General features: G+C 66.7%; 28 protein-coding genes. 14 read left to right on the plus strand and 14 right to left on the minus strand.

Going from position 1 to position 21,432, the window contains the following annotated elements:
• Window positions 1-31: 31 nt before the first annotated feature.
• A complete protein-coding gene (locus VEA80_RS12235) occupies window positions 32-793 on the minus strand; it encodes an SDR family oxidoreductase (protein ID WP_325061032.1) in 762 nt (253 codons plus the stop codon).
• 76 nt (window positions 794-869) lie between these two features.
• Here VEA80_RS12235 and VEA80_RS12240 point away from each other — a divergent pair, with 76 nt between their 5' ends.
• Window positions 870-1,328, plus strand: a complete 459-nt coding sequence (locus tag VEA80_RS12240; RefSeq protein ID WP_325061033.1) for an NUDIX domain-containing protein — start codon at window positions 870-872, stop codon at window positions 1,326-1,328.
• On the opposite strand, the gene VEA80_RS12245 is transcribed toward VEA80_RS12240, so the two are convergent.
• Window positions 1,325-2,092, minus strand: coding sequence for a hypothetical protein (locus tag VEA80_RS12245; protein ID WP_325061034.1), 768 nt, complete (start codon window positions 2,090-2,092; stop codon window positions 1,325-1,327). The genes VEA80_RS12240 and VEA80_RS12245 overlap by 4 nt on opposite strands.
• A gap of 280 nt (window positions 2,093-2,372) precedes the next feature.
• Here VEA80_RS12245 and VEA80_RS12250 point away from each other — a divergent pair, with 280 nt between their 5' ends.
• Window positions 2,373-2,693: a hypothetical protein gene (locus VEA80_RS12250; protein WP_325061035.1), complete on the plus strand. Its 321-nt coding sequence runs from the start codon at window positions 2,373-2,375 to the stop codon at window positions 2,691-2,693.
• Here the strand turns inward: VEA80_RS12250 and VEA80_RS12255 are convergent.
• Window positions 2,690-3,697: a serine hydrolase domain-containing protein gene (locus VEA80_RS12255; RefSeq protein ID WP_325061036.1), complete on the minus strand. Its 1,008-nt coding sequence runs from the start codon at window positions 3,695-3,697 to the stop codon at window positions 2,690-2,692. The genes VEA80_RS12250 and VEA80_RS12255 overlap by 4 nt on opposite strands.
• Window positions 3,698-3,767: 70 nt before the next feature.
• Complete coding sequence (locus VEA80_RS12260; RefSeq protein ID WP_325061037.1) at window positions 3,768-4,856, minus strand: S1C family serine protease; 1,089 nt, start codon at window positions 4,854-4,856, stop codon at window positions 3,768-3,770.
• An 835-nt stretch (window positions 4,857-5,691) separates the two neighbouring features.
• Here VEA80_RS12260 and VEA80_RS12265 point away from each other — a divergent pair.
• Complete coding sequence (locus VEA80_RS12265; RefSeq protein ID WP_325061038.1) at window positions 5,692-5,919, plus strand: AbrB/MazE/SpoVT family DNA-binding domain-containing protein; 228 nt, start codon at window positions 5,692-5,694, stop codon at window positions 5,917-5,919.
• The gene (locus tag VEA80_RS12270; protein WP_325061039.1) at window positions 5,916-6,332 is read left to right on the plus strand and encodes a type II toxin-antitoxin system VapC family toxin; all 417 of its coding nucleotides are present in this window, start codon (window positions 5,916-5,918) and stop codon (window positions 6,330-6,332) included. Before VEA80_RS12265 ends, VEA80_RS12270 begins: the two co-directional genes overlap by 4 nt.
• Before the next feature lie 196 nt (window positions 6,333-6,528).
• On the opposite strand, the gene VEA80_RS12275 is transcribed toward VEA80_RS12270, so the two are convergent.
• The 6 genes from VEA80_RS12275 to VEA80_RS12300 form a co-directional block, all read right to left on the minus strand.
• Window positions 6,529-7,704 (minus strand): VWA domain-containing protein, encoded by a 1,176-nt coding sequence (locus tag VEA80_RS12275; RefSeq protein ID WP_325061040.1) that lies wholly within the window; start codon window positions 7,702-7,704, stop codon window positions 6,529-6,531.
• A gap of 64 nt (window positions 7,705-7,768) precedes the next feature.
• The gene (locus VEA80_RS12280; protein ID WP_325061041.1) at window positions 7,769-8,884 is read right to left on the minus strand and encodes a hypothetical protein; all 1,116 of its coding nucleotides are present in this window, start codon (window positions 8,882-8,884) and stop codon (window positions 7,769-7,771) included.
• A gap of 95 nt (window positions 8,885-8,979) precedes the next feature.
• The gene (locus VEA80_RS12285) at window positions 8,980-9,492 is read right to left on the minus strand and encodes a hypothetical protein (RefSeq protein WP_325061042.1); all 513 of its coding nucleotides are present in this window, start codon (window positions 9,490-9,492) and stop codon (window positions 8,980-8,982) included.
• A gap of 63 nt (window positions 9,493-9,555) precedes the next feature.
• Window positions 9,556-9,687, minus strand: a complete 132-nt coding sequence (locus VEA80_RS12290) for a hypothetical protein (RefSeq protein WP_325061043.1) — start codon at window positions 9,685-9,687, stop codon at window positions 9,556-9,558.
• Complete coding sequence (locus VEA80_RS12295) at window positions 9,687-9,893, minus strand: hypothetical protein (RefSeq protein WP_325061044.1); 207 nt, start codon at window positions 9,891-9,893, stop codon at window positions 9,687-9,689. The genes VEA80_RS12290 and VEA80_RS12295 overlap by 1 nt, the downstream gene beginning before the upstream one ends.
• Complete coding sequence (locus VEA80_RS12300) at window positions 9,890-10,744, minus strand: MoxR family ATPase (protein WP_325061045.1); 855 nt, start codon at window positions 10,742-10,744, stop codon at window positions 9,890-9,892. The genes VEA80_RS12295 and VEA80_RS12300 overlap by 4 nt, the downstream gene beginning before the upstream one ends.
• A gap of 120 nt (window positions 10,745-10,864) precedes the next feature.
• Here VEA80_RS12300 and flbT point away from each other — a divergent pair, with 120 nt between their 5' ends.
• From flbT to VEA80_RS12325, 5 genes are all read left to right on the plus strand, one after another.
• Complete coding sequence (gene flbT / locus VEA80_RS12305; protein WP_325061046.1) at window positions 10,865-11,296, plus strand: flagellar biosynthesis repressor FlbT; 432 nt, start codon at window positions 10,865-10,867, stop codon at window positions 11,294-11,296.
• A complete protein-coding gene (gene flaF / locus VEA80_RS12310; RefSeq protein ID WP_325061047.1) occupies window positions 11,256-11,603 on the plus strand; it encodes a flagellar biosynthesis regulator FlaF in 348 nt (115 codons plus the stop codon). Before flbT ends, flaF begins: the two co-directional genes overlap by 41 nt.
• Before the next feature lie 188 nt (window positions 11,604-11,791).
• The gene (locus VEA80_RS12315; RefSeq protein ID WP_325061048.1) at window positions 11,792-13,039 is read left to right on the plus strand and encodes a flagellin; all 1,248 of its coding nucleotides are present in this window, start codon (window positions 11,792-11,794) and stop codon (window positions 13,037-13,039) included.
• 64 nt (window positions 13,040-13,103) lie between these two features.
• The gene (locus VEA80_RS12320) at window positions 13,104-13,412 is read left to right on the plus strand and encodes a hypothetical protein (protein WP_325061049.1); all 309 of its coding nucleotides are present in this window, start codon (window positions 13,104-13,106) and stop codon (window positions 13,410-13,412) included.
• Between the two features lie 131 nt (window positions 13,413-13,543).
• Window positions 13,544-14,263 (plus strand): hypothetical protein, encoded by a 720-nt coding sequence (locus VEA80_RS12325; RefSeq protein WP_325061050.1) that lies wholly within the window; start codon window positions 13,544-13,546, stop codon window positions 14,261-14,263.
• A 119-nt stretch (window positions 14,264-14,382) separates the two neighbouring features.
• Here VEA80_RS12325 and VEA80_RS12330 read toward each other — a convergent pair whose 3' ends face one another.
• The 4 genes from VEA80_RS12330 to VEA80_RS12345 all read right to left on the minus strand — a co-directional run bounded on the left by VEA80_RS12330 (window position 14,383) and on the right by VEA80_RS12345 (window position 17,610).
• Window positions 14,383-15,633 (minus strand): hypothetical protein, encoded by a 1,251-nt coding sequence (locus VEA80_RS12330; protein WP_325061051.1) that lies wholly within the window; start codon window positions 15,631-15,633, stop codon window positions 14,383-14,385.
• Window positions 15,634-15,744: 111 nt separating this feature from the next.
• Window positions 15,745-16,188 carry a flagellar basal-body protein FlbY gene (locus tag VEA80_RS12335; RefSeq protein ID WP_325061052.1) on the minus strand — a complete coding sequence of 148 codons (444 nt, stop codon included), beginning with the start codon at window positions 16,186-16,188 and terminating at the stop codon, window positions 15,745-15,747.
• Window positions 16,172-16,531 (minus strand): rod-binding protein, encoded by a 360-nt coding sequence (locus VEA80_RS12340; protein WP_325061053.1) that lies wholly within the window; start codon window positions 16,529-16,531, stop codon window positions 16,172-16,174. The genes VEA80_RS12335 and VEA80_RS12340 overlap by 17 nt, the downstream gene beginning before the upstream one ends.
• Window positions 16,531-17,610, minus strand: coding sequence for a flagellar basal body P-ring protein FlgI (locus VEA80_RS12345; RefSeq protein WP_325061054.1), 1,080 nt, complete (start codon window positions 17,608-17,610; stop codon window positions 16,531-16,533). Before VEA80_RS12345 ends, VEA80_RS12340 begins: the two co-directional genes overlap by 1 nt.
• 152 nt (window positions 17,611-17,762) lie before the next feature.
• Between VEA80_RS12345 and VEA80_RS12350 the strand changes: the two genes are divergently transcribed.
• The 5 genes from VEA80_RS12350 (at window position 17,763) to VEA80_RS12370 (ending at window position 21,266) form a co-directional block, all read left to right on the plus strand.
• Window positions 17,763-18,179, plus strand: a complete 417-nt coding sequence (locus VEA80_RS12350) for a flagellar assembly protein FliX (RefSeq protein ID WP_325061055.1) — start codon at window positions 17,763-17,765, stop codon at window positions 18,177-18,179.
• 115 nt (window positions 18,180-18,294) lie between these two features.
• Complete coding sequence (gene dksA / locus VEA80_RS12355) at window positions 18,295-18,711, plus strand: RNA polymerase-binding protein DksA (protein WP_325061056.1); 417 nt, start codon at window positions 18,295-18,297, stop codon at window positions 18,709-18,711.
• Window positions 18,712-18,838: 127 nt separating this feature from the next.
• Complete coding sequence (locus VEA80_RS12360; RefSeq protein ID WP_325061057.1) at window positions 18,839-19,123, plus strand: hypothetical protein; 285 nt, start codon at window positions 18,839-18,841, stop codon at window positions 19,121-19,123.
• A 41-nt stretch (window positions 19,124-19,164) separates the two neighbouring features.
• Window positions 19,165-19,608: a DUF2214 family protein gene (locus tag VEA80_RS12365; protein WP_325061058.1), complete on the plus strand. Its 444-nt coding sequence runs from the start codon at window positions 19,165-19,167 to the stop codon at window positions 19,606-19,608.
• Between the two features lie 59 nt (window positions 19,609-19,667).
• Window positions 19,668-21,266, plus strand: a complete 1,599-nt coding sequence (locus tag VEA80_RS12370) for a fatty acid--CoA ligase (protein WP_325061059.1) — start codon at window positions 19,668-19,670, stop codon at window positions 21,264-21,266.
• Window positions 21,267-21,432: the final 166 nt, after the last annotated feature.

The raw sequence follows: 21,432 nt of genomic DNA on the forward strand, positions 1-21,432 counted from the left end.
CGCCTCCTCGCGAATCGTCGGCCAGATCGGATCACAGCGTGTAGCCCCCGTCCACGACCAGCGCCGCGCCGGTTGCGTGCGTGTCGTCCGACAGCAGCATCATAATGAGGCGGCGGATGTCGTCGGCGCTGGCGTAACGGGCGACCGGTTGCGGCAGCTGTGCGATCCGCTCCAGCGCGGCGCGATGCTCGCCGCATTCGCGGACGAGGTCGCGAAACCAGGGCAGCTCCGGCCAGCCCGGCGTATCCCCGCCGCCGCCGGTAAGCAGGGCGTTGACGCGGATGTTGTCGTGCGCGCCTTCCTTGGCCGCGGCGTCGACGAGATGCATCAAACTGGCGTTCGATCCGGCCGGCGCCTTCAGTTCGGACGCCGGCGCAGAGACGATGATCGACCCGCCGGCGGAATTGTCGTGCATCAGCCGCATCGTCGCGCGCAACGAGTAGAACACGCTCTCCAGATGCCGCGGCCGGCCCCATTCCACGAGTTCGCTCGCCGGCGCCGCGCTCGCGTTCAGGAGCGCCCAATCGAGCCGGCCGTACTGGCTGCGGATGAAGCGCTCCGCTTGCGACCAGCGCTCCTCGTCGCCGACATCGAAGGCCAGCGTGGAGACGCGCTCGGGGACGGACCCGCGGGCGCCAAGCTCGTCCGCGGATGCTTCGAGCGTCGCCTCGTCGTAGTCGATCAGGATCAACCCGCCTTGCGCATAGCTGGCCAGCGTCCGGGCGTAGCCGTGACCGAAGCCCGAGCTTGCGGCGGTGATGAGGATGACAGGGTTCAGGCGGTCGGCGTCCATGAGGCGCGCATCAGGCCACGGCGTTCCCGCCGTTTCAACGTCGCCTTGCCGCGGCCGCCGCGCTATATCGCCGGCAATGACCCGCTTCGCGCTGCAATTCGGACAGACGCAGTCCGGCCTCACCTATCTCGAACGCATGACCGCCTATGGCGTCTGCGCGCGGGGAGAGGCGAACCTCGCCATCGTCCAGATCGGCCGCAAGGCGCCGTACGAGTACGATCTGCCCGGCGGCGGCATCGAAGCGGACGAAGACGAAGCCGCGGCCCTGATGCGCGAGTTCCTGGAAGAAACGGGTCTCACCGTGTGGCCGACGCGCGTGCTCGGCCGCGCCGGCCAGTACTGGATCAACAAGGGCGAACCGCGCAATTCGCTGTCGACGTTCTACGAAGTCGAACTCTCCGCCGACGACAGCGCGCCTTCGGAGCCCGATCACGCGCTGGTGTGGATGTCGGCGCAGGAGGCGCTGACGAAGGTGCGCCACGAAGCGCATGCGTGGGCGATCATGCACTGGCTGCGGGCACGGCGCGGCGCTTAGTTCTCCTCGGCTTCGCCGTCGCGCCGCAGCGGATTGAACTCGCCGATGCGTTCGACCAGCGTTGGGTCGCGGATTGCGGGCGGCTCGTAGGCGGGCAATTCCATCAGATCGGGCGGCGGGCCGGCGTCGAGCAGCGCGACGTGCGGATTGGGCGACAGCCGCACGAGCGTGAGTTCGTCGGCCGAAGCCGGCTCGATCGCGCTCAGCGGTCCGCCGACGCCGACGCTCGGATCTTCGATGAGGGCGATGCTTTGCGGCTCGAGGCCGTCCGGCGCGGCGATCGTCGGCGCGCCCTGATTGACCCGCACCATAATGGCGCCGCTCACCGCCGCCAAGCTGGCGAGTCCGAGCGCAAGCGCCGCGCGCTTCGGCGGCGAACGTTGCGGCTCGATCGCGCGCTGCATCTGGCGCAGGCGCTCCGTCAGCGCATTCCATGCGCGCGCGCCGCGGGTGCCGCGCCATGCCGTGAAATCGATCACCGGCGCCTTGCGTTCGCTCTTCGGCCAACCGGCGGCGCTGGCGATCTCGACCAGGCGATGCTCAGGAATCTGCCGCGCCCATTCTTTCATGTAGTGCTGGCCCGGCGCGTCCGCGGACCAGATCAGCAGCACGGCGTGTTTCGACGCTTTCGCCGCGTCGAGATCGTTCGCGGAGCCGCGTCCGTAGCTCAGGCGCACGGCGTGCTCTTCCGCTTCCAGGAGACGCATAAGCGTCTCCGCCAGCGGCACGCCGTCATACGAGCAAACGATGTGGATGCCGATCATTGGGGGCCGTCGCGAAACTGAGCCTTGGTCTAACACAGCGCGCAAACTCTGCACGCGGCGGCGCAACAAGAGATTGTTGATAAGTGTTCCGCGAGTCGCTCGCGTGGCGCGCGATCAACGCCTTGTGGAGATCGCTTCGGCCGCGTGTCCGAGAGCGCTTATTCCGCAGGCAATATTACCTAGGCGCAATCTTAGTTGTGAATTTCTGCGGACCTCCTATTCTGGCGGCCACTGCGCGGATCCCGAGAGCGGCCACCGCGCCGGAGGGAGGGGAACGACCATGGATCCGACTATCCTGGCCTACATCGTCCAAGCAGTGGGCGGCGCTGTGGCGGGCAACATTTTGGGCGCGATCACGCGCGGGGGCGGCGGCATCGCCGGGCGCACCATCATTGGCGCGATCGGCGGCGTCGCGCTCGGCTATGTCGCATCGCCGGACGGCGCGAACATCGCCGCCGTGACCAATCTCACCAGCAACTGGGCCAACCTGATGCCGGACGACGCGGTGATGTCGGGACACATCGCCAACGCCATCACCGGCGGTATCGGCGGCGCTGTGCTCGGCCTGATCGGCGGCCTGCTGATCCGCGAAAGCCACTAAAGGTCGCGGTACACCAGCGACAGGAATTGCGCGTCGGACCATTGGTTCGACGCGCTCATGCTGCGCGCCAAGCGCACGATCACCAGCCCCTCCGTGGGCGAGATATAGAGCCGCTGTCCGCCCTGGCCGGCCGCCATCGCCAGCGTCGCCGGCGCCGGCGAGCGGCCGCGCCATAAATCGCTCTCCGTCGGATCGTCCCGGCCGCGGCCCGGCGCTGCGAGCCATAGGCCGAAGCCCGCGCGCGGCTCGGCAAAAGAGCCGCGCAGCGCTTCGCGGATCACCTCCTCGTCGGCCAGTTGCTGGGCGCGCCAGACGCCTTCGCGGCGGATCAGCTCGCCCGCGGCGGCCCAGCCGCGCGCCGATACCGCGGCGCCATCGTCGAACCGCGGCGCGCCGTCGTTGCCGCGCGCCCAGCCGATCGGCACGCAGCCGATCGGGAGCAATGTCCGCGTCGTCAGCCATCGCGCCGGATCCGGTTCGCGGCCGCGCGCTTCGAGCTTGCGCCGGGCGATCTCGGTGAACAGCACATACGAAGCCGGGTCGTCGTGGAAGCGCCGGCCGGGTTGGTCGCTGGGCTCGAGCGCGATTGCGGCGGCGAGCGAACGGTCGCGCGCGCGGCCGAAGGCGACGCCGCTCGCGCCGCTGAGCAGCATGCGCACCGAGATCGTGCTTTTGACCGGATGAGCGCCCCAGTCGCCGAGCGTGGCCGCGACCGGTTCGTCGAGATCGAGCAGGCGGTCCTCGGCCAAAGACGCCGCCAGCAGGGTGACGAAAGCGCGCGTGCCGTGGCCGATCGGGTAGCGCGCGTCGGCATGGCCGCCTGGATAGTCCTCGGCGAGGACGACGCCGTGACGCACGACCATGAACGAGGCGCCGTTGCGCTGGGCGCTGTAGCCGATGGCGTCGCCGAAGCGGCGCGGCGCTTGCGCGCGCGCGAGCTGCGCCGTCGAGGCGCTGACGGCGCTGCAGGCGGCAGCGGCTGCAAGAAAGGCGCGGCGATCCATCCGACTCCCCGACGCATTGTCGGGGAACAGGCCTGAACCGACAAGGCGTCAGCGCTGTTGCGGTCTGGGCTCACTTGCCGCCGGACTCGCCGGCGCCGATGTCCTCGACCGCGACGGGCACCTGCACGCGCTGACTGCCGCGCAGGATGGTCAGGTTGACGGTGCCGCCGACGCCGACCCGGTCGAGCGCGCTGGTGAGATCGGCCAGGCGCCGCACCGGCGCGCCCTCGGCGGCGACGATCACATCGCCCATGACGCCGCGCTGGGGGTTGGTGCTGCGCAGACCGGCGCGCGCCGCCGGCGTGCCGGGCCCCACTTGCCACACCAGCACGCCTTCGACGCCAAGCCGGGCCGAGATCGACTGGTCGGCGGCGAGGATGCCGATGCCGGCGACCGGCGCGCGGCCGTTCGTGATCAATTGCGGCACGACGCGCGCGACGGTGTCGATCGGGACGGCAAAGCCGAGCCCGGCATAGGCGCCCGACGGCGAATAAATCGCCGTCGTCACGCCGATGACGCGGCCGGCGCTGTCGAGCAGCGGGCCGCCGGAATTGCCGGGGTTGATGGCGGCGTCGGTCTGGATCACGTCGGCGATCTCGCGGCCTTCCTGCGTCGGCAGCTGGCGGCCGAGCGCGCTGACGATGCCGGAGGTGATGGTGCGGTCGAAGCCGAACGGATTGCCGATCGCGAATGTCGCCTGACCGACTTGCAGATCGCTCGACGTGCCGATCGGCAGCGGCGGCGCTTCGGGCGGGCGCGACAGGCGCAGCACGGCGATGTCGTATTGCGGCGCCCGGCCGATGACGGTCGCCGGCACGTCCTCGCCGCCGGGCAGGCGCACGAGGATTTGGTCGGCCTGGACGACGTGGTTGTTGGTGACGACGTGGCCTTCCTCGTCCCAGATGAAGCCGGTGCCGGCGCCGATCTGCTCCTGTTGGAAGCCCGCAGGCGTCCGGCTGATGACCAGCACCACCGAGGGCGAGGCGGATTGGAAGATGGCGATGGTCGCTTGCTCGCTGTCGGCCAGCGTGCCGCGCGCCTGCACAACGCGCGGATCGGCGCCGCGCGTGTCCACGACGCCCTGATCGCAGGCGGCGAGCGCAAGCAGCAGGCCGAGGAGGACGGGCGCTCCGCCGTTTTTCACAACGCTCCTGACCATTCGCCGTCTCCTTACCGTTTCGAACTTGGCGCCTCTGGGCGCGAACTCAAGGTGGATGCTCGGGACTGGGACTCGGTTTTCGGGGCTCGGGAATCCGGATGCGCGGATGCGGACAGCGCGCATCATCTCAGAGCCGCTGTTTTCCCGATTTCCGTTACCCATTCCCGAACACCGAGATGGGAGGCGGGGCGCGTGGAAAGCGCCTACTGGTTTAGTCTTTCCTGCGCCGCGCTCGCACGCTTTGCAGGACTTGCGCGTTACACGCGCCCCGTATTCGGCCGTTATTCCCGGATTGGCGAGCCAGGAGTTTTTGGCTCACCTGCATGGTTATCGCACGCAGGGGCCTTGGCTCCTTATGACCACGAGCCGGTTCAACGCGTCAGAGTCTTCCGAAGTGACTCTGGACCCTTCGGTTTCATGCCCCGAAGGCAATGCAGGCGCCGTTCGCTTCGCCGCCAGGAACGAACCTCTGCCGAGCATTCGTTTCCCGCGTACTTCCTCAATGATGGAGTTGGAGTTGATCGTTCGCACGTTCTTCTCCGTCTTCCATCGAAGCGACGCCTGCCGCGCCGGTCGACGCCCTGACATTCCAAAGGTTCGGTGCACTTCGAAATCCTCCCGTGCCAGAGCAAGCGCATTATACGCCAGCTTTGGCGCGGTCGGATTGATTTTGATCGGCGCGTTGGAATTCAACGGCTTGCGCCGGAAATTTCATGGATAGGGTAGGCGCCTATCCTCCTCTCCGAGACGCTGCCGGGTTCCGTCACGCGCACGACCTAGGAGCCGAGCCAAGTACAGTATTGTAATACCCTTGGAGATAAGGTATTACTTCTGGATGAGCAGTGTGACTGTAAAAGGCCAGGTGACGATCCCGAAGCCGGTCAGAGATCGGCTCGGCGTGAAGCCGGGCGACGAAGTGAAGTTCGAGTTGACGCCTGAAGGACGAGTCGTGATCAGCAAGCAGCGTGGCAAACCAGGGCGGAGCCGTTTCGCCGCGCTGCGCGGACGCGCGGGAAAAGGCCTGAGCACGGACCAGATCCTGGCGCTGACCCGCGGCGAATGAGCGGTGTCCTTGTAGACACAAACGTCTTGCTCGATCTCGCAACGGACGATCCGGTCTGGGCGGACTGGTCGGTCCACCAATTGGAAAACGCGGCATTGCGCGGCCCGTTGCTGATCAACGATGTCGTCTACGCCGAACTGTCAGTGCGTTTCACGACGATCGAGGCCTTGAACTCGTTCGTGGCGGATGGCGATTTCACGCACACCGCGACACCGCGCGAGGCCTTGTTCTTGGCGGCCAAAGCCTATCAGCGCTACCGCGCAGCGGGCGGCGCGCGCAGCGGCGTGCTGCCCGACTTCTTCATCGGCGCGCACGCATCGGTGGCGGGGCTGCCGCTGTTGACGCGCGATGATGGGCGCTATCGCACCTATTTTCCGAAGCTCGAACTCATCACACCCAAGGGCAGCGCCTAGATTTTGCGGTCTGTTTGACGCAAGAACTCACCCATCCCCGGAGGCTCGCGAAGCGAGCAGTCCTGGGCCCATAAACACAAATTCAGGAGTTTACACTGAAACCGTCGTGTTTATGGGTCCCGGGCTCGACGCTTCGCGTCGCCCCGGGAATGGGTGAAGAAGCATCGCCTTCGATTCAAACTAACTGCAATATGCTCTAGCGGCTCAGCTCGCGCATGGCGCCGTCGAGGCCTTCGATGGTGAGGGGGAACATGCGGTTGGGGCCGACGATTTCGCGGACGAGTTGAATCGAGGGCGTGTGGTCCCAGTGCGCTTTGGGCGTGGGGTTGAGCCAGACCAGGCGCTCGTACACATCGGCGACGCGCTGCAGCCAGACGGCGCCGGCTTCTTCGTTCCAGTGTTCGACCGAGCCGCCGGGATAGGTGATCTCGTAGGGACTCATGGTGGCGTCGCCGACGAAGACGACGCGATAGTCGCTCGGGAATTTGTGCAGCACGTCCCAGGTCGCGGTCTTCTCGTCGTGGCGGCGGCGATTGTCCTTCCAGACGCTCTCATAGAGGCAGTTGTGGAAGTAGAAGAATTCGAGGCTTTTGAACTCGGTGCGCGCGGCGGAGAACAGCTCTTCGCAGAGCTTGATGTGTGAATCCATCGAGCCGCCGATATCGAGCAGCAACAGCACTTTCACCGCGTTGCGCCGCTCCGGGCGGAGCACGATGTCGAGATAGCCTTCCTTGGCTGATTTCGAGATCGTGCCGTCGAGATCGAGTTCATCGGGCGCGCCGGTGCGGGCGAATTTGCGCAGGCGGCGTAGCGCGACTTTGATGTTGCGCACGCCGAGTTCGACGCTGTCGTCGAGGTTCTTGTATTCGCGCTTGTCCCACACTTTGACCGCACGCCGCTGGCCGCCTTCGCCGCCGATGCGCACGCCTTCGGGATTGTAGCCGCTATTGCCGAACGGCGACGTGCCGCCCGTGCCGATCCATTTATTGCCGCCTTCGTGGCGCTTCTTCTGTTCCTCGAGCCGCTCTTTCAGCGTCTCCATCAATTTGTCCCAGCCGCCGAGCGCTTCGATCTGCGCCTTCTCTTCGTCGGTGAGAAATTTCTGCGTCAGCGCTTTGAGCCAATCTTCCGGGATGGCGGCGTTGACGGCTTCGCCGGTGTTCTCCAGACCCTTGAAGACGTGGCCGAACACGCGGTCGAACTTGTCGAGATGGCGCTCGTCTTTCACCAGAGCGGCGCGGGAGAGATAGTAGAAGTCCTCGACGCTCGGCGGGATGGCGTCTTTCTCCAGCGCCTCCACCAGCACGAGGTATTCTTTCAGGCTGACAGGCACGCGCGCAGCGCGCAGTTCGGTGAAGAAGCGTTGGAACATTCCAGCGCAAACTAGGCTTCTCGGCCCATCCAGGGCAACTGCCCGGACGTCAGCGTTTCGTCTCTCAATCCGCCGCCCGGCGCCCAACCGTGATCAGCGCCGCGCCGCCCGCGGCGGCGTAGGCGGCAAGTTGGGCTGCCGTTTGCCGCGGCGCGCCGTGGTCCAGCGCGCCGTAGAACGCCGTCTCGTCGCCGTTGCGGCCGAAGACGAAATGGCCGCGGTCCGCGCGCATGCCTTCGACCAGGAACGGGTTCATGCTCATATCGACGATGGCGACCATGGGCGCGGCTTCGCCGCCATGCACTTCGCCGACGGCGAGTATGGTCAGTCCGGTTGCGGCCTCTAGATCATGTTGCGCCGGCTGAAGCGGCATCACTGACAAGGCGATGCGGTTATCGCGCGTGACAACGACGTCGCCGAGGCAAACGAAGCCGGCCCTTCGCGCTGCTGCCGGATCGGCGGGAATCGCCTCGGCAAGCGAGACGCCGAACAGGCCCGCGCCGACCTGCACCTGAACGCCTTCTTCGTCGGTGATATTGAGGTTGGGCGCGGCGTTGCGCCCGGCGCTCGCGCAAGCGCGCGCCGTCTGCATCTCATTGTAGGCTCGGCCGAGCAGGGCGTGAGCGAGCAAACGCAGCGCTTGAGGATCGGCGCGGCCGTAGCCGCTGATGCGAACCTTCAGCGTCCAGCCGCCGGCGTCGGCGTGCCAGGCGCCGGTTGCGCCGCGCATGTCGCGGTTCTGCGCCGTGTCGCGCCCGTTGATCGAGAGCACATATTCATCGACTGCGATGTCGCCGGCGGAAGTGGTGATGGTGCGCTGCGCGTCGCTGACGACAGCTGCGCCGTCGTAGCGGCCGGCCATTTGGGCGCGCGTCTGAGCAATCATGGGTGCGATAGGGCCGTCGCCGGGACGGAACGTGGCATAGACCGTCACAGACAGGTCTTGTCCCTCATAAGCGCAGCCGACGTCGATGCCCGAGGCGGCGAAGGCGACACGCCGCTGCAATCGAGCCTCGCCCGCGCTGTCCCAGCAGCTGAGGCCCGTAAACCAATGCCGTGGCGCATTGGGCGTGGACAAATCCCACACCTCGGCGCCGCCGTCGGACACCTCTTGCGCCTGCGCGCCGAGAGACCAGCCCAACACCGCAGCAAATAGCGCTGCACTCGCGATCGCACGCATGCCCACCCTCCGTGGCGTCATCTGCGCACGGGGGAGGTGGGCTGTCTACGCGCAAGGGCGCCCCTCACCGAAGCTTGAGAGCGGCGGCGGGCGCTTTATTCCGAGCCGGTGACGCCTTCGTCGCGCAGCTTGCGGGCGCGGGCGGGTTTGTCGCGCAACACCTGCTTTTGCGTCGGCGCCGCTTCCGCGGCGGCGGCGGCGCGTTTGGCCGGCGCTTTCTTGGCGGCGGCGCCGTTCGCCTTGCCGTCGGCCTTGGCGGCGCGGGCCTGTTTCTTGGCGCCTTGGCGGGTCGGCTGCTTGCGCGGCAGTTCGCGCTCCTCCAGTTCGCCGCGGCTGATGCGGCCGGCGGCGCGCTGTTTGGCCTGCTTCGCCCGCGCCTTGCCGACGCCCTTGTCGAGCATCTCGCCGGTGTGGGACTTGGTGTGCGCTTTGGCGCCTTGGGCCTTGGGCATGCGCGGCGAGGTGCGTCGTGCGGCTTCACGACCGCCGCCGGCGCCGCCGTGCTGGCTTTGCTGCGACGGGGCGGGGATGTCGTCCATGTCGCCGAGATCGACCGGCCTTTTGCCGCGGCGCTCGGGCTTGCCTTGGCGTGGAGTGGTGGAGGGCATGGGATGAACTCCGGCTGTCGGAGCTTCAACCGCAGGCGATGGTCTGTGTTCCGGCTTGGTGCGCTATTCGGCTGCGTGGCCGGCGTTCTTGCGCGCACGCCGCGCGCGCTCGAACGGGCGGAGAACCCACCAGGCGTTCACCACGGCGAAAACGGCAATGCCCAGGCACAGGCCGATGACGGGGTCGATGTTCATCAGGGCGTCCTAAAGGCCAAGTCCACGATAACGTGGGAGACGCCATAGACAAAGAGGCCAGTCATCAGCATCGCGGCGACGCCAGCAGGCGACCCGAGCTCCGGCAGAAACATCTGCAGGAACGCGCCGGCGACCAGCGCCACCGCGAGTTGCGAAAAGAATCCTGCAGAGAGCTCGGCATGGCGGCGATCCTTCTCCGTGATCATTGTCCGCCCCGCTGCTCCCGCCGCGCCAGGAAGGCGAGGCGTTCGAACAGCATGACGTCGGCTTCGTTCTTCAATAGCGCGCCGTGCATCGGCGGGATCAGCTTCGACGGATCGCGGCTCTTCAGCGTTTCGGGGTCGACATCGTCGGTGAGCAGCAGCTTCAGCCAATCGAGCAGTTCGCTGGTGCTCGGCTTTTTCTTCAGGCCCGGCACTTTGCGCATGTCGTAGAAGATCTTCAGCGCTTCGTTGACGAGGCGCGCCTTCACGCCCGGATAGTGCGCATCGACGATGGCGCGCATGGTCTCTTCGTCGGGGAAGCGGATGTAGTGGAAGAAGCAGCGGCGCAGGAACGCGTCGGGCAGTTCCTTCTCGTTGTTCGAGGTGATCAGGATGATCGGCCGCTGCTTGGCTTTGATGGTGCGGTCGAGCTCGTAGACGTAGAATTCCATGCGATCGAGTTCTTGCAGCAGATCGTTCGGGAATTCGATGTCGGCCTTGTCGATCTCGTCGATCAGCAGGATGGGGCGCTGCTCGCTCTCGAACGCTTCCCAGAGTTTGCCGTGCTTGATGTAATTGCCGATGTCGGTGGCGCGCGCATCGCCGAGTTGGGAGTCGCGCAGGCGCATCACCGCGTCGTACTCGTAGAGGCCTTGCACGGCCTTGGTGGTCGACTTGATGTGCCACTCGATCAAAGGCGCCCCTAAGCTCTTGGCCACCTCGATCGCCAGCATGGTCTTGCCGGTGCCGGGCTCGCCTTTGACCAGCAGCGGGCGCTCGAGCGTGATCGCGGCGTTGACGGCGACCTTCAGGTCTTCCGTAGCGACATAGTCCTTGGTGCCTTCGAACCGCATTTCCGCTCCTGAGTTTCGGTTCAGCAATAAGGCGCGCCCGGCGCCCTTCGCAACATCTCGTTAACCGCAGCGCTGCAGAGGTTAACGTCGATGGACTCCCAGAACCGGGAGGAGGGCCGAATGCCGCTCAAATTGTCGTTGCGTCCGGGCGAGAAGTTCGTCGTCAACGGCGCCGTGGTGCAGAACGGCGACCGCCGCGCCGCCTTGGTGCTGCAGAACAAGGCCTCGGTGCTGCGCGAGAAGGACATCATGCAGCCCGACGAGGCCGACACGCCGGCCAAGCGGATCTACTTCCCGATCATGCTGATGTATCTCGACGATCAGGGCCGCGACAAAGCCTATGCCGAGTTCGCGGCGCGGCTGGCCGAGTTCATGGGCGCGGTGCGCGATCCGGCGGTGCTGGCCGAATGCATCGGCGTTTCCAAAGAAGTAATGGGCGGTGAATATTACCGGGCGTTGATGCGCTGCCGGAAACTCATTTCCTATGAGGCCGAGCGCTTGGGGCTGGGGCATGTCGATCAAAGCGTACCAGCGCGCGGCCACGCAGGCTGAGCAGCCGCGCGAACTGGAGTATCGCGCCTTCGGCCAGGCGACGGCGGGGCTGGTGCGGCTGAAGGAAGGCGCGCCGACCATCGCCGAGAAGGTCGCGGCGATCGATCTCAACCGCCGGCTCTGGAATATGCTGTCGGCCGATTGCGCCGCGCCGGAGAACCAGCTGCCGATGGCGCTGCGCGGGCAGATCATCTCGCTGGCGCTCTGGGTCTCGCGCTATTCGAGCGAAGTGCTGCGCGACGGCGCCGATGTCGAGCCGCTGATCGACGTCAACCGCACCATGATGGAAGGCCTCGCCGCGCGTTAAGCGCTAGGCAGTAATTGCCGCCCCGGATCGTTCCGGCGTCGACCTCTTGTTAACCTCCGGTCCTTACAAATTCCCTCAACGCGGAAAGTGTCTCCTCCAGAAGGGCGGAGCGCCGAGGCGTCTGCGGACAGAAATGTCCAGCCGGCCAGAAACGGCCGGTCCACTCAAGTCCAGAAGGACCGACATAAATGACCAGCGTCAACACGAACTATGGCGCGCTCGTCGCGCTCCAATCCCTCAACCGCACGACCAGCGAACTCTCCGAAGTTCAACAGCGCATCAACACCGGCCTGAAGGTGTCGAGCGCGAAGGACAACGGCGCCGTGTTCGCCATCGCCGAAGGCCAGCGCGCCCGCGTTGCTTCGCTCGGCGCGGTTGCGGACGGCATCGACCGTGCGACGTCGGTGATCGACGTCGGCCTGTCGGCCGGTGAAGCGATCGGCGACATCCTGAAGCAGCTGAAGGACAAGGCGGTCGCCGCGCAAGCGAACGACTTGAGCCAAGACCAGCGCGACGCTCTGCAAGCCGACTTCGACGCCCTGCGCGACCAGGTCGACCAGATCGCCAACGCCGCGACGTTCAACGGCTCGAACCTCGTCAACGGCACCAACCTGACCGGCGGCTCTTCGGCGTTCAGCGTTCTGACGTCGGACATCGGCGGCACCTCGGGCTCGTACGAACTCGTGAACAGCGCGTTCGCCACGCTCTACTCGTCGACGGCCACGATCGAAACGGCCAACGGCGCGCTGACGGTCGGCGCGAACGACGAACTGGCGTTCACGATCACCAACGGCAACGAAACGACCACCTTCACGGTCGACGTCGACGCCACCGACACGATCCAGCAATTCGTCGACAAGGTCGGCACCGCTTCCGGCGGCCGCGTGACCGCGACCTACGACGACACCACGGGCGCGATCACGTATCACTCTTCGGAAGACTTCACCGTCACCTATGAAGACGGCGCCGGCGCCGGCGTCGACGACGACGGCTTCTTCGACGATACCGATGGCGCCACCGGCAAGTCGTTCGACGTCGTGGCCGCGCCTGGCGCGGGCAGCAACGAGTTGACCGTTTCGGGCTTCGACTTCCGTCTCGGCACCGCCGGCCAAGCGCTTGCGGGCTTCACCTCGTCGCTCGACATCTCGACGGCTTCGGGCGCTGCGACCGCTTCCGACGCCATCGACACCGCGCTGACCAACCTGAACAAGGACATGGCCACGCTCGGCGCTCAGGCGAAGGCATTGGACGTGCAGAAGTCCTTCTTGGGCAAGCTGACGGACTCGATCGAAGCCGGTATCGGCAACCTCGTCGACGCCGACCTCGCCAAGGAATCGGCTCGCCTGCAAGCTCTGCAAGTCAAGCAGCAGCTGGGCGCGCAAGCTCTGTCGATTGCGAACTCCGCGCCGTCGATCGTGCTGTCGTTCTTCCGCTAAGCGGAAATGGGAAAGGTGGGGAGCTTCGGGGCTCCCCACCGATCTCCCGGGCAGGGAATGAGCCATGGATCGTATCGCTCCAACGGCCCCTCCGCCCGAGTTGCAAATACGAGCGCCGCAACTCGATGCGGAAAAAGGACCGGCCGCGACAGCGGCCGAACGGCGTTTTGCCGAACACATCGCCGCGTCGCAGGGCAGGGTGCTGCCGGACGACGTGCACGTTCAACTCGATGCCGAGTCGCAACGCTTCGTCGCCATCTTGACGGACTCCAACACCGAAGAGACTCTGCGCAGGTATCCAAGCGAGTCACAGCTGGCGTATTCGCGCGCCGTGATGGCTTATCTTCGCGCGCTGAACGGCCCGCAAAAGTAAACAGAGTCTGAAAATATTTGTTTCGGAAGTGTTAGCGTTAACGCTTCATTAACGATTCGGATGTCATTTCGCTGCCGCGGCGAAGAACCGCGCGCGCCTCGCTTGGCGCGCGATCCGAAGGAGCGGCTGGCATGGTTACGAGCATTCATCCGGGCGCAGCGGGCGTAAGCACGCTGGGCGCCGACACCCGTTTCGCCAAGCCGCACGCCCAGCAACGACGCGACGACGCCGCGCCGAGCGGCGATCGCGTCGACCTCAGCAGCGCCTCGCTCGCATCGGCGCGCGACAGTGTGCGCGAGGCGCTCTCGCAGGTGCACACGGCGCTGGCGCTCGGTCAGGATGCGCAGGCGGTGCTGGTTAAGGCGCAAGAGCTCTGGCGCACCGGCGGCGAGGCGGCGCAAGCCGAACTCTCAGCGCTGCTCGGCGGCTTTGCCCAGCGGATCGAGGCTGCAATCGCCGGCGGCGCGCGCGTGGCCGCGGGCGAAAGCGTCAGCGTGCAGGCCGAGCCCGGCGCCGCGCCGGTCGAGGTCGCCGGCGTCGATCTGCGTCCCGGCGAGGGCGTTGCGCTCGGCGCCGATGCGAGCGTCGCCGATCCGACTCTCCCCGAGGCTGCGCAGCGATCGCTCGAAAAGCTGCAGGACGCGATGAACCGGCTGCTCGACAGCGCCCGCGCGCTGGAAGCGCATCAAGGCTTCCTCGGCGCCGTGCAGGGCGGTTCGATCCGTCACGATCTCGACGCGGACGGCGCGCGCCTGCTCGCACTCCAGGTCCGGCAGGGCCTCGAGGCGTCCGGCGGCGGCGCCATCGCCAATGTCGAGCCGCAAGCGGTGCTGGCGCTGTTTAGGGCTTAGGCGGAGCCAGAAGTCAGAAGTCAGAAGTCAGAAGTCGGAAGAGCCAGGCGACGTGCGGCCGCTTATCTCAGCGACCGGATTCTGATCTCTGCTTTCTGGCTTCTGATTTCTCGCTCCGCTCACAACGGCCGCCAATTGCTCGTGCTGATCTCGACCAGTTCGCCGCCGGGGTACTCGTAATCGTCCTGATCGTCGCGCAGCCGGCGCCAGGCGCCGAGCGCAGCCTGTCCGGCTTTGATCAGCACGATCGCGATCAGCCCGAACAGCGCGATCGCGGCGATGACCAGGATCGCGATCAGATCTTGCGTCATCGTCAGTTCGCCGCGCGCCGCCTCCACGAGGCGGCCATCGCGCGGCAGGCGCTTGGCCGCCGCCACCGCCCGGTCTCCCGCCGCCTGCGCCAGCAAGGTGAGGCGCGGCATGTCGCGCAAGGTAATGGCGTGCGTCACCAGCGCGGCGGCGCCTGCACGCGAGGTCGCGGCGCTGATCACGCCCAGCTGATCGAGCAAGGCGCGCGCTTCGGCGGCGCGTTCATGCGAGACCGCATCCCGGAACGCGGGCGCGGCGTTGGCGAAGCTGCCCGCGGCGGCGCCTTCCGCGCGTTCGCGCGCGTTCGCTCTGAAGGTCTGAATCGACACCGCTTCGTTGAAGAGAGCGCTGAGTTCCGCGGCCAGCGTCGGCGGGTAGTCGTCGCGGCGGCTGGCCTCCAGCAAAACAAGTGCGCCCTCGGCCATGTTGGGTGAGAGGTCGCCGCCGAGCCCCAGGCTGAAACCACTCAATATGAATTGCAGCGTGTCGTTCTCGGGCTCGGCCAAGACCGCGCGCGCCATCAGTTCGAAGTCCTGCTCCGAGCTTACGGAGGGCGCCGGCGCAGCGGCTTCGGCTTCCTGCTGCGACAGGAGAGGGCCGGCGGCCATGTAGCGCTCGCGCGTGCCGGGGGTCAGCAGCTCGAGCGCGGCGACCTCCAATTCCGCGTCGGTGGCGTCTTCCTGGCTGAGCACGCTGGCGGCGCGCTTGGGCAGGATGCCGGCGCCGGACAACAGGAAGCCGCGCGCGGCGTCGATGTCGTTCGCGCGCAATTCCATGTCGACAAGACCGTCCCACTGGTTCTGCCTGTCGAAGTCGACTTGAATCAGCTCGCCGTTGAGGCGCGCTACGCGCAGCGCGACCGCACGTGCGCCTTCCTGGGAATATTCGTACGCGTAGAGCTGGTCGCGGCCGATGACGAGCAACGCGGCGGCGCCGGCGAGCGGCAGCAGCACCAAGCAAACATTGAAGGCAAGCGCGGTGAGCGCGCCAAACAGGCCGCGTTTTAATCTTCCCTGGGCCCGGACCGGGCGCCAAGCGCTGGAAACTCGCGTGTGCTTCATGCCTCGCCCAATGGCCGCGGCGCTACAAGAACGGCGCCAAGGCCACAGGAGCAAGATGAATTACAGGAAAGGCGAAGTCGTCCCCGCATCAGGGTTTTTTCGCGGCGATGGTTAAGCGCTGCGGTCGAGAACCGTCGGGATCGGGCCCACCGGCGCCTCGATTGCGCCGCGCGCGCCGTAAGCGCCCCCTGCGCTGCGCTGTCGAGCGACTTCATCGGCCATCGCATGCACCAAGCCTTCGGTGATCAGCTTGATGGCGCCCAGCTCCGTCTCGTGACGGGCGAGCGCCTCGTGCAGTTTAACGGTGCGCTGGCGCAGCGCGTTCAGCATGTCGGCCGGCGCGGAGCTGATCAATGAAGGCTCTTGTTTGATCCGCGCGAGTTCCAAGCGGTAAGCGTTGGCCAGCCGGTTCTTCTCCTCGGCCTCTGCGCCCTCGAGCGGCGGCAGACGCGCCTCGATCCGCCGTGTCTCTTCCGCGATGAGCGCCGTCAGGCGCTCGGTGAGCAGCAGGAGCTGCTCGGCGCGATCGCGCCCATCGTCAGCCACCAGCGCCATCGGCCGCCTCCAGCGCCGGAGCCTCGCCCTGCATCCGCAGCATCTCGCGCATCACCGCGTCGGCGATGCCGACGCCGCCGGCCCGGGCGATCGCTTCGGCGTAGCGCTCGACCAGCATCGGCCGGAAAATCTGTTCGCCCATGCCGCCGCCGCCCAGGCCGTCAGCGTCGATACCGTCGAACATCGGCGCGAGCATCTCCGAGAGGAACACAGCTTCGAACTCCTCCGCGGCGCGGCGGATTTCGTCGGGAACAGTCGGCTGGGGCGGATTGCGCGGCGCAGTCGACAGCGGCAGCGGCGCGCCGGGGAGTCCGATCTGACGAATGTTCGCGTGATCTGGCATCACATCACTTCGATTTCGGCTTGGATGGCGCCGGCGGCCTTCAGCGCCTGAAGGATCGAGATCATGTCGCGCGGCGTGACGCCGAGCGCGTTAAGGCCGTTCACCAATTGCCGAAGCGGCACGCCGCCCGGGACCACGACGAGCCCGCCTTCTTCTTCCTCCACCTCGACGCCGGTGGAGGGGACGACGACCGTTTCGCCGTTGCGCGAGAACGGCGCCGGCTGGCTGACGAACGGATCTTCCTGGATCGAGATGGTGAGATTGCCTTGGGCGATCGCGACGGTGGAGACCTTCACGTTCTCGCCCATGACGACGATCCCGGAACTCTCGTCGATGACGATCCGCGCCGGCGTGTCGACCTCCACTTCGAGGTTCTCGATCCGGCCGACCAGCGAAACCATGTCGCCGGCGTATTCGGCCGGCCGGCGCAGCACGACGGTGCCCGGGTTCGAAGCGCGCGCGGCTTCGGCGCCGACCGCGCCGTTGATCGCCGCGGCGATGCGGTGTGCGGTGGTGAAGTCCGGATTGCGCAGCGCCAGGCGCAGTTCGTCCTGGGCGGCGATGTCGAAGTTGATCTCGCGTTCGACGAGCGCGCCGGAGGCGATGCGGCCCGCCGTCGGCACGCCGCGCGTCACCGAGGAGCCGGATTGGCCGGAGGCCGAAAAGCCGCCGATCGCCAGCGGCCCTTGAGCCACGGCATAGACCTGCTGGTCCGCGCCCATCAGCGGCGTCACCAGCAGCTGCCCGCCCGCGAGCGAGCGGGCGTCGCCGAGCGCGGAGACGGTGACGTCGATGCGCGAGCCCTGGGAGGCGAACGGCGGCAGGTTCGCCGTTACCATCACCGCGGCGACGTTGCGGGTGTTGAGATTGCCGGTGGCGGCGTTGACGCCGAGCCGCTCCAGCATCGCCGCCAAGCTCTGGCGGGTGAACGGCGAGTTGCGAAGCGAGTCGCCGGTGCCGGCGAGGCCGACGACGAGGCCGTAGCCGACAAGCTGGTTCTCCCGAACGCCCTCGAAATCGGCCACGTCCTTGATCCGCGGCCCGGCCCAGGCGGACGGCGCGGCGAAGGGGGCGGTCATGGCCGCCACCGAAGCAACGGCTAGCAGCGCCGAACGCGCCGCGCGGGTGGCAAATCGCATGTGAGCGATAGGCGGCCAGTTCGGTTAACGAGCCGTTCAAATGGCCGATGCGTTAACAGCTCGGAAACAGCAGCAGCACAGTCTCCGCGGCCATGAAGATCGAAAACAGCAGAGGAGTCGGCGCGGCCGGCGGGCCGAGGAAGGCAGGCGCGGCGGCGGCGCCCGGCTTCGCGCCGAGCGTCGATGGCCCGGCCAAAAGCACGGCTGCAACCGGTGTCGCGGCGGTCACCCCGCTCGACGCCATTCTCGCGCTGCAATCCGAGGAGCCGCCGGGCCAACGGCGCCGCCGCCAAACCAGCCGCGGCCGCGCAGCTTTGGATGTGCTGGAAAGGCTTGAACGCGCCTTGGTTCTAGGGCACGCGCCAAGCTCGCTGCGGGCCGAACTGGATCAGGTCCAGCGCGGCGCAGAAGCGACCGGAGAGGCGGATCTGGATGAAGTCCTGCGGGAGATCGACATCCGCGTGGCGGTCGAGGCGGCCAAGCTCGATCGGCTGCTTGGGCGGGCCTGATGCTGCAGCGCAACCTTCGGAAAATAGAGAAAGATTGGCGCCGTCCTTGCTCAATGGACGGCCCATGGGAGCAACGCTATAAGGCGGCGCCTTGCTGGGCGCAGGGAGTAGGACCATGGCCTCGACTGTGACGAAGGAATATCGCCCCAGCGAAGACGAGCCGTTCATGAACCCGCGGCAGCAGGAATATTTCCGCCAAAAGCTGCTGACCTGGAAAGAAGAGATCCTGGAGGAATCGCGCTCCACGATCGCATCGCTGCAGCAGGACACGGTGGCCGAACCGGACCTCGCCGACCGCGCCACCAGCGAAACCGACCGCGCCCTCGAACTGCGCACCCGCGACCGCCAGCGCAAGCTCATCGCCAAGATCGACGCCGCGCTCCGCCGCATCGAGGACGGCTCCTACGGCTATTGCGAAGAGACGGGCGAGCCGATCTCGCTGTCACGTCTGGAAGCCCGCCCGATCGCGACCCTCTCCCTGGAGGCGCAAGAGCGCCACGAGCGCCGCGAGCGCGTGCACCGGGACGACTAGCTGAAAATGCGGCGAGCCGTTGCGTAATGGTCTTTACCGTTCATCGCGGCTGGCTAAGATCACAGTTCTTAGTGGTTCAGGGGAGTACAGGATGCGTGTTGCGGCTTTTGTGTTTGCGGCTGCCTTGATGGCCGCCGTTCCGGCGCTTGCGCAGACGGCGCCGCCGCTCACGCCGACGCCGAGCGCCACCGAAACCACCTCCGAGCCGCTCAGCGACGGCGAGGAAGCGAACGCCGAACCGAGCAATGACGGCGCGGAGGAAATCTGCCGTGTCGTCCAGCGCACCGAGAGCCGCCTGCGCTCGCGGCGCGAACGCCTGTGCATGACGCGCGCGCAATGGGAGCAGATGGAACGCGACGCGGCGCGCACCGCGCGCGGAACCGGCGTGAACAGCCGACCGCGCGGCGGCTAGGACCGGCTTGCCGATACCGCCATGACGTTTAGGCTGCATCGATGCTTTTGCACGATGCAGCCCTTTCGTATCTGCACTTCGTCTTCGCCCTGATCCTGGCCGGGACGCTCATCGCCGAAGCGTTCGTGCTGCGCCTGCCGGTGGACGGGCGCGTCGCGCGCCTGTTGCTGCGGATCGACCTGTTCTACGGCCTCTCCGCCGTCGGCGTGATCCTCGCCGGCATCGCCCGCGTGCTCTGGGGCGCGAAGGGCGCGGCCTACTACATGGGCCAGCCTTTCTTCTGGGCGAAGATGGCGACGATCCTCGTCATCGGCCTCATCTCGATCGCGCCGACGCGCGCGTTCACGCGCTGGGTGCGAAGCGGCGCGGCGGAGATCGCCGCGGCCGACGCCAACAAGGTGCGCCGCCTCGTCATGATCGAACTCGATCTGCTCGCGCTGGTGCCGCTGTTCGCGGCGCTGATGGCGCGCGCGATCGCCAGCTGACGCTTCGCATTCGCCGATCCTGGGCTAAGCTCCCGAAAAAACCAGACGGGAGGATGGGCATGGCGGCCTCGCTGAAGCCGGAAGAATTCGATCTGATGCCGACTTTGGGCGACGTCCCGCGCCATCACGCCCGCACGCGCGGCGCGCAAACGGCGCTGAGCTTTGAAGGCCGCCTCACCAGCTACGCCGAACTCGACCGCCACACCAACCAGGTCGCCAACGCGCTGATCGCCGCCGGCGTCCGCCCCGGCGAGGCGATCGCCTATCTCGGCAAGAACAGCGATCACTATTTCGAACTGGCGCTCGGCGCGATGAAGGCCGGCGCGATCATGGCCCCGATCGGCTGGCGCCTCGCGCCGGCGGAGGCCGCCTACATCATCGACGACGCGCAAGCGCGGATGCTGTTCGTCGGCCCCGAATGCATGGACTGCGCGCACGCCGCGCTCGAAACGACGCAGACGAAGCCGCCGCTCATCGCCATGGAGCCGCCCGGGGAGGGGCCGGCGTACGAAGCCTGGCGCGATGCGCACGCGGCCGACGATCCGCGCGTCGCCGTGGCGCCGGAAGACACCGCGCTCCTGCTCTACACCTCCGGCACCACCGGCCGCCCCAAAGGCGTGATGCTCACCAGCGCCAATCTGATGCGCTCGCGCCGCAAGCTCTCCGAAGCGGCGATGGGCTGGAACGAGTGGAAAGAGGGCGAGGTCAATCTGGTCGCCATGCCGGCCGCCCATATCGGCGGCACCGGCTGGGGCCTCGTCGGCCTCATCAACGGCGTCAAGAACGTCGTCGCGCGCGAGTTCAACCCGTTCGAAATCCTCGACTACATTCCACGCGAGCGCATCGCCAAGATGTTCATGGTGCCGGCGGCGCTGCAATTCGTCATCCGCACCCCGCGCGCGAGAGAGATCGATTATTCGAGCCTCAGCCACATCCTCTATGGCGCCTCGCCCATGCCGCTCGATCTCCTGCGCGAGTGCATGGAGGTGTTCGGCTGCGAGTTCGTGCAGCAATACGGCATGACCGAAACCACCGGCACCATCGTCTATCTGCCGCCGCAGGATCATGACCCCAAGGGCAACGCGCGCATGCGCTCGGCCGGCCTGCCGATGCCCGGCGTCGAGATCGCCATCCTCGACGCGCAGGGCAAGCGCCTCGGCCCGAACGAGATCGGCGAAGTGGCGACGCGCAGCCAAGCCAACATGAAAGGCTATTGGAAAAAGCCCGACGCCACCAACGCCGCCGTCGACGCCGAAGGCTGGCTGCGCACCGGCGACGCCGGCTATCTCGACGAAGACGGCTATCTCTACATCCAGGACCGCATCAAGGACATGATCATCTCGGGCGCCGAGAACATCTATCCGGCCGAGGTCGAGAACGCGATCCACGGCCATCCGCACGTCGCCGAAGTCGCCGTCATCGGCGTGCCGGACGAGAAATGGGGCGAAGCGGTGAAAGCGATCGTCGTGCCGCGCCCCGACACAACGCCCGACGCCGCCGACATCATCGCCTTCGCCCGCTCCCGCATCGCGCATTATAAAGCGCCGAAGAGCGTGGACTTCCTCGACCGCCCGCTGCCGCGCAATGCGTCAGGGAAGATATTGCGGCGGGAATTGAGGGAGCCGTATTGGGCGGGGCGGGAGCGGAGGGTGAATTAGGGGGAGGGGGAGCGGCTGCTGGTTCATCCCGAGGCTGTGTGAAAACGGCAAATCAGTTCATGCTCTAATGGTCGTCACGGAGACGCCGCATGAGCCGATTTGTCGAAGGCGAACAACGCTCTCAGCTTTCTCTCCTGCCCGCCAGCCTGGATGAATATGTGGATGC

Source organism: Vitreimonas sp., assembly GCF_035627415.1.
Lineage (GTDB): Bacteria > Pseudomonadota > Alphaproteobacteria > Caulobacterales > Aquidulcibacteraceae > Vitreimonas.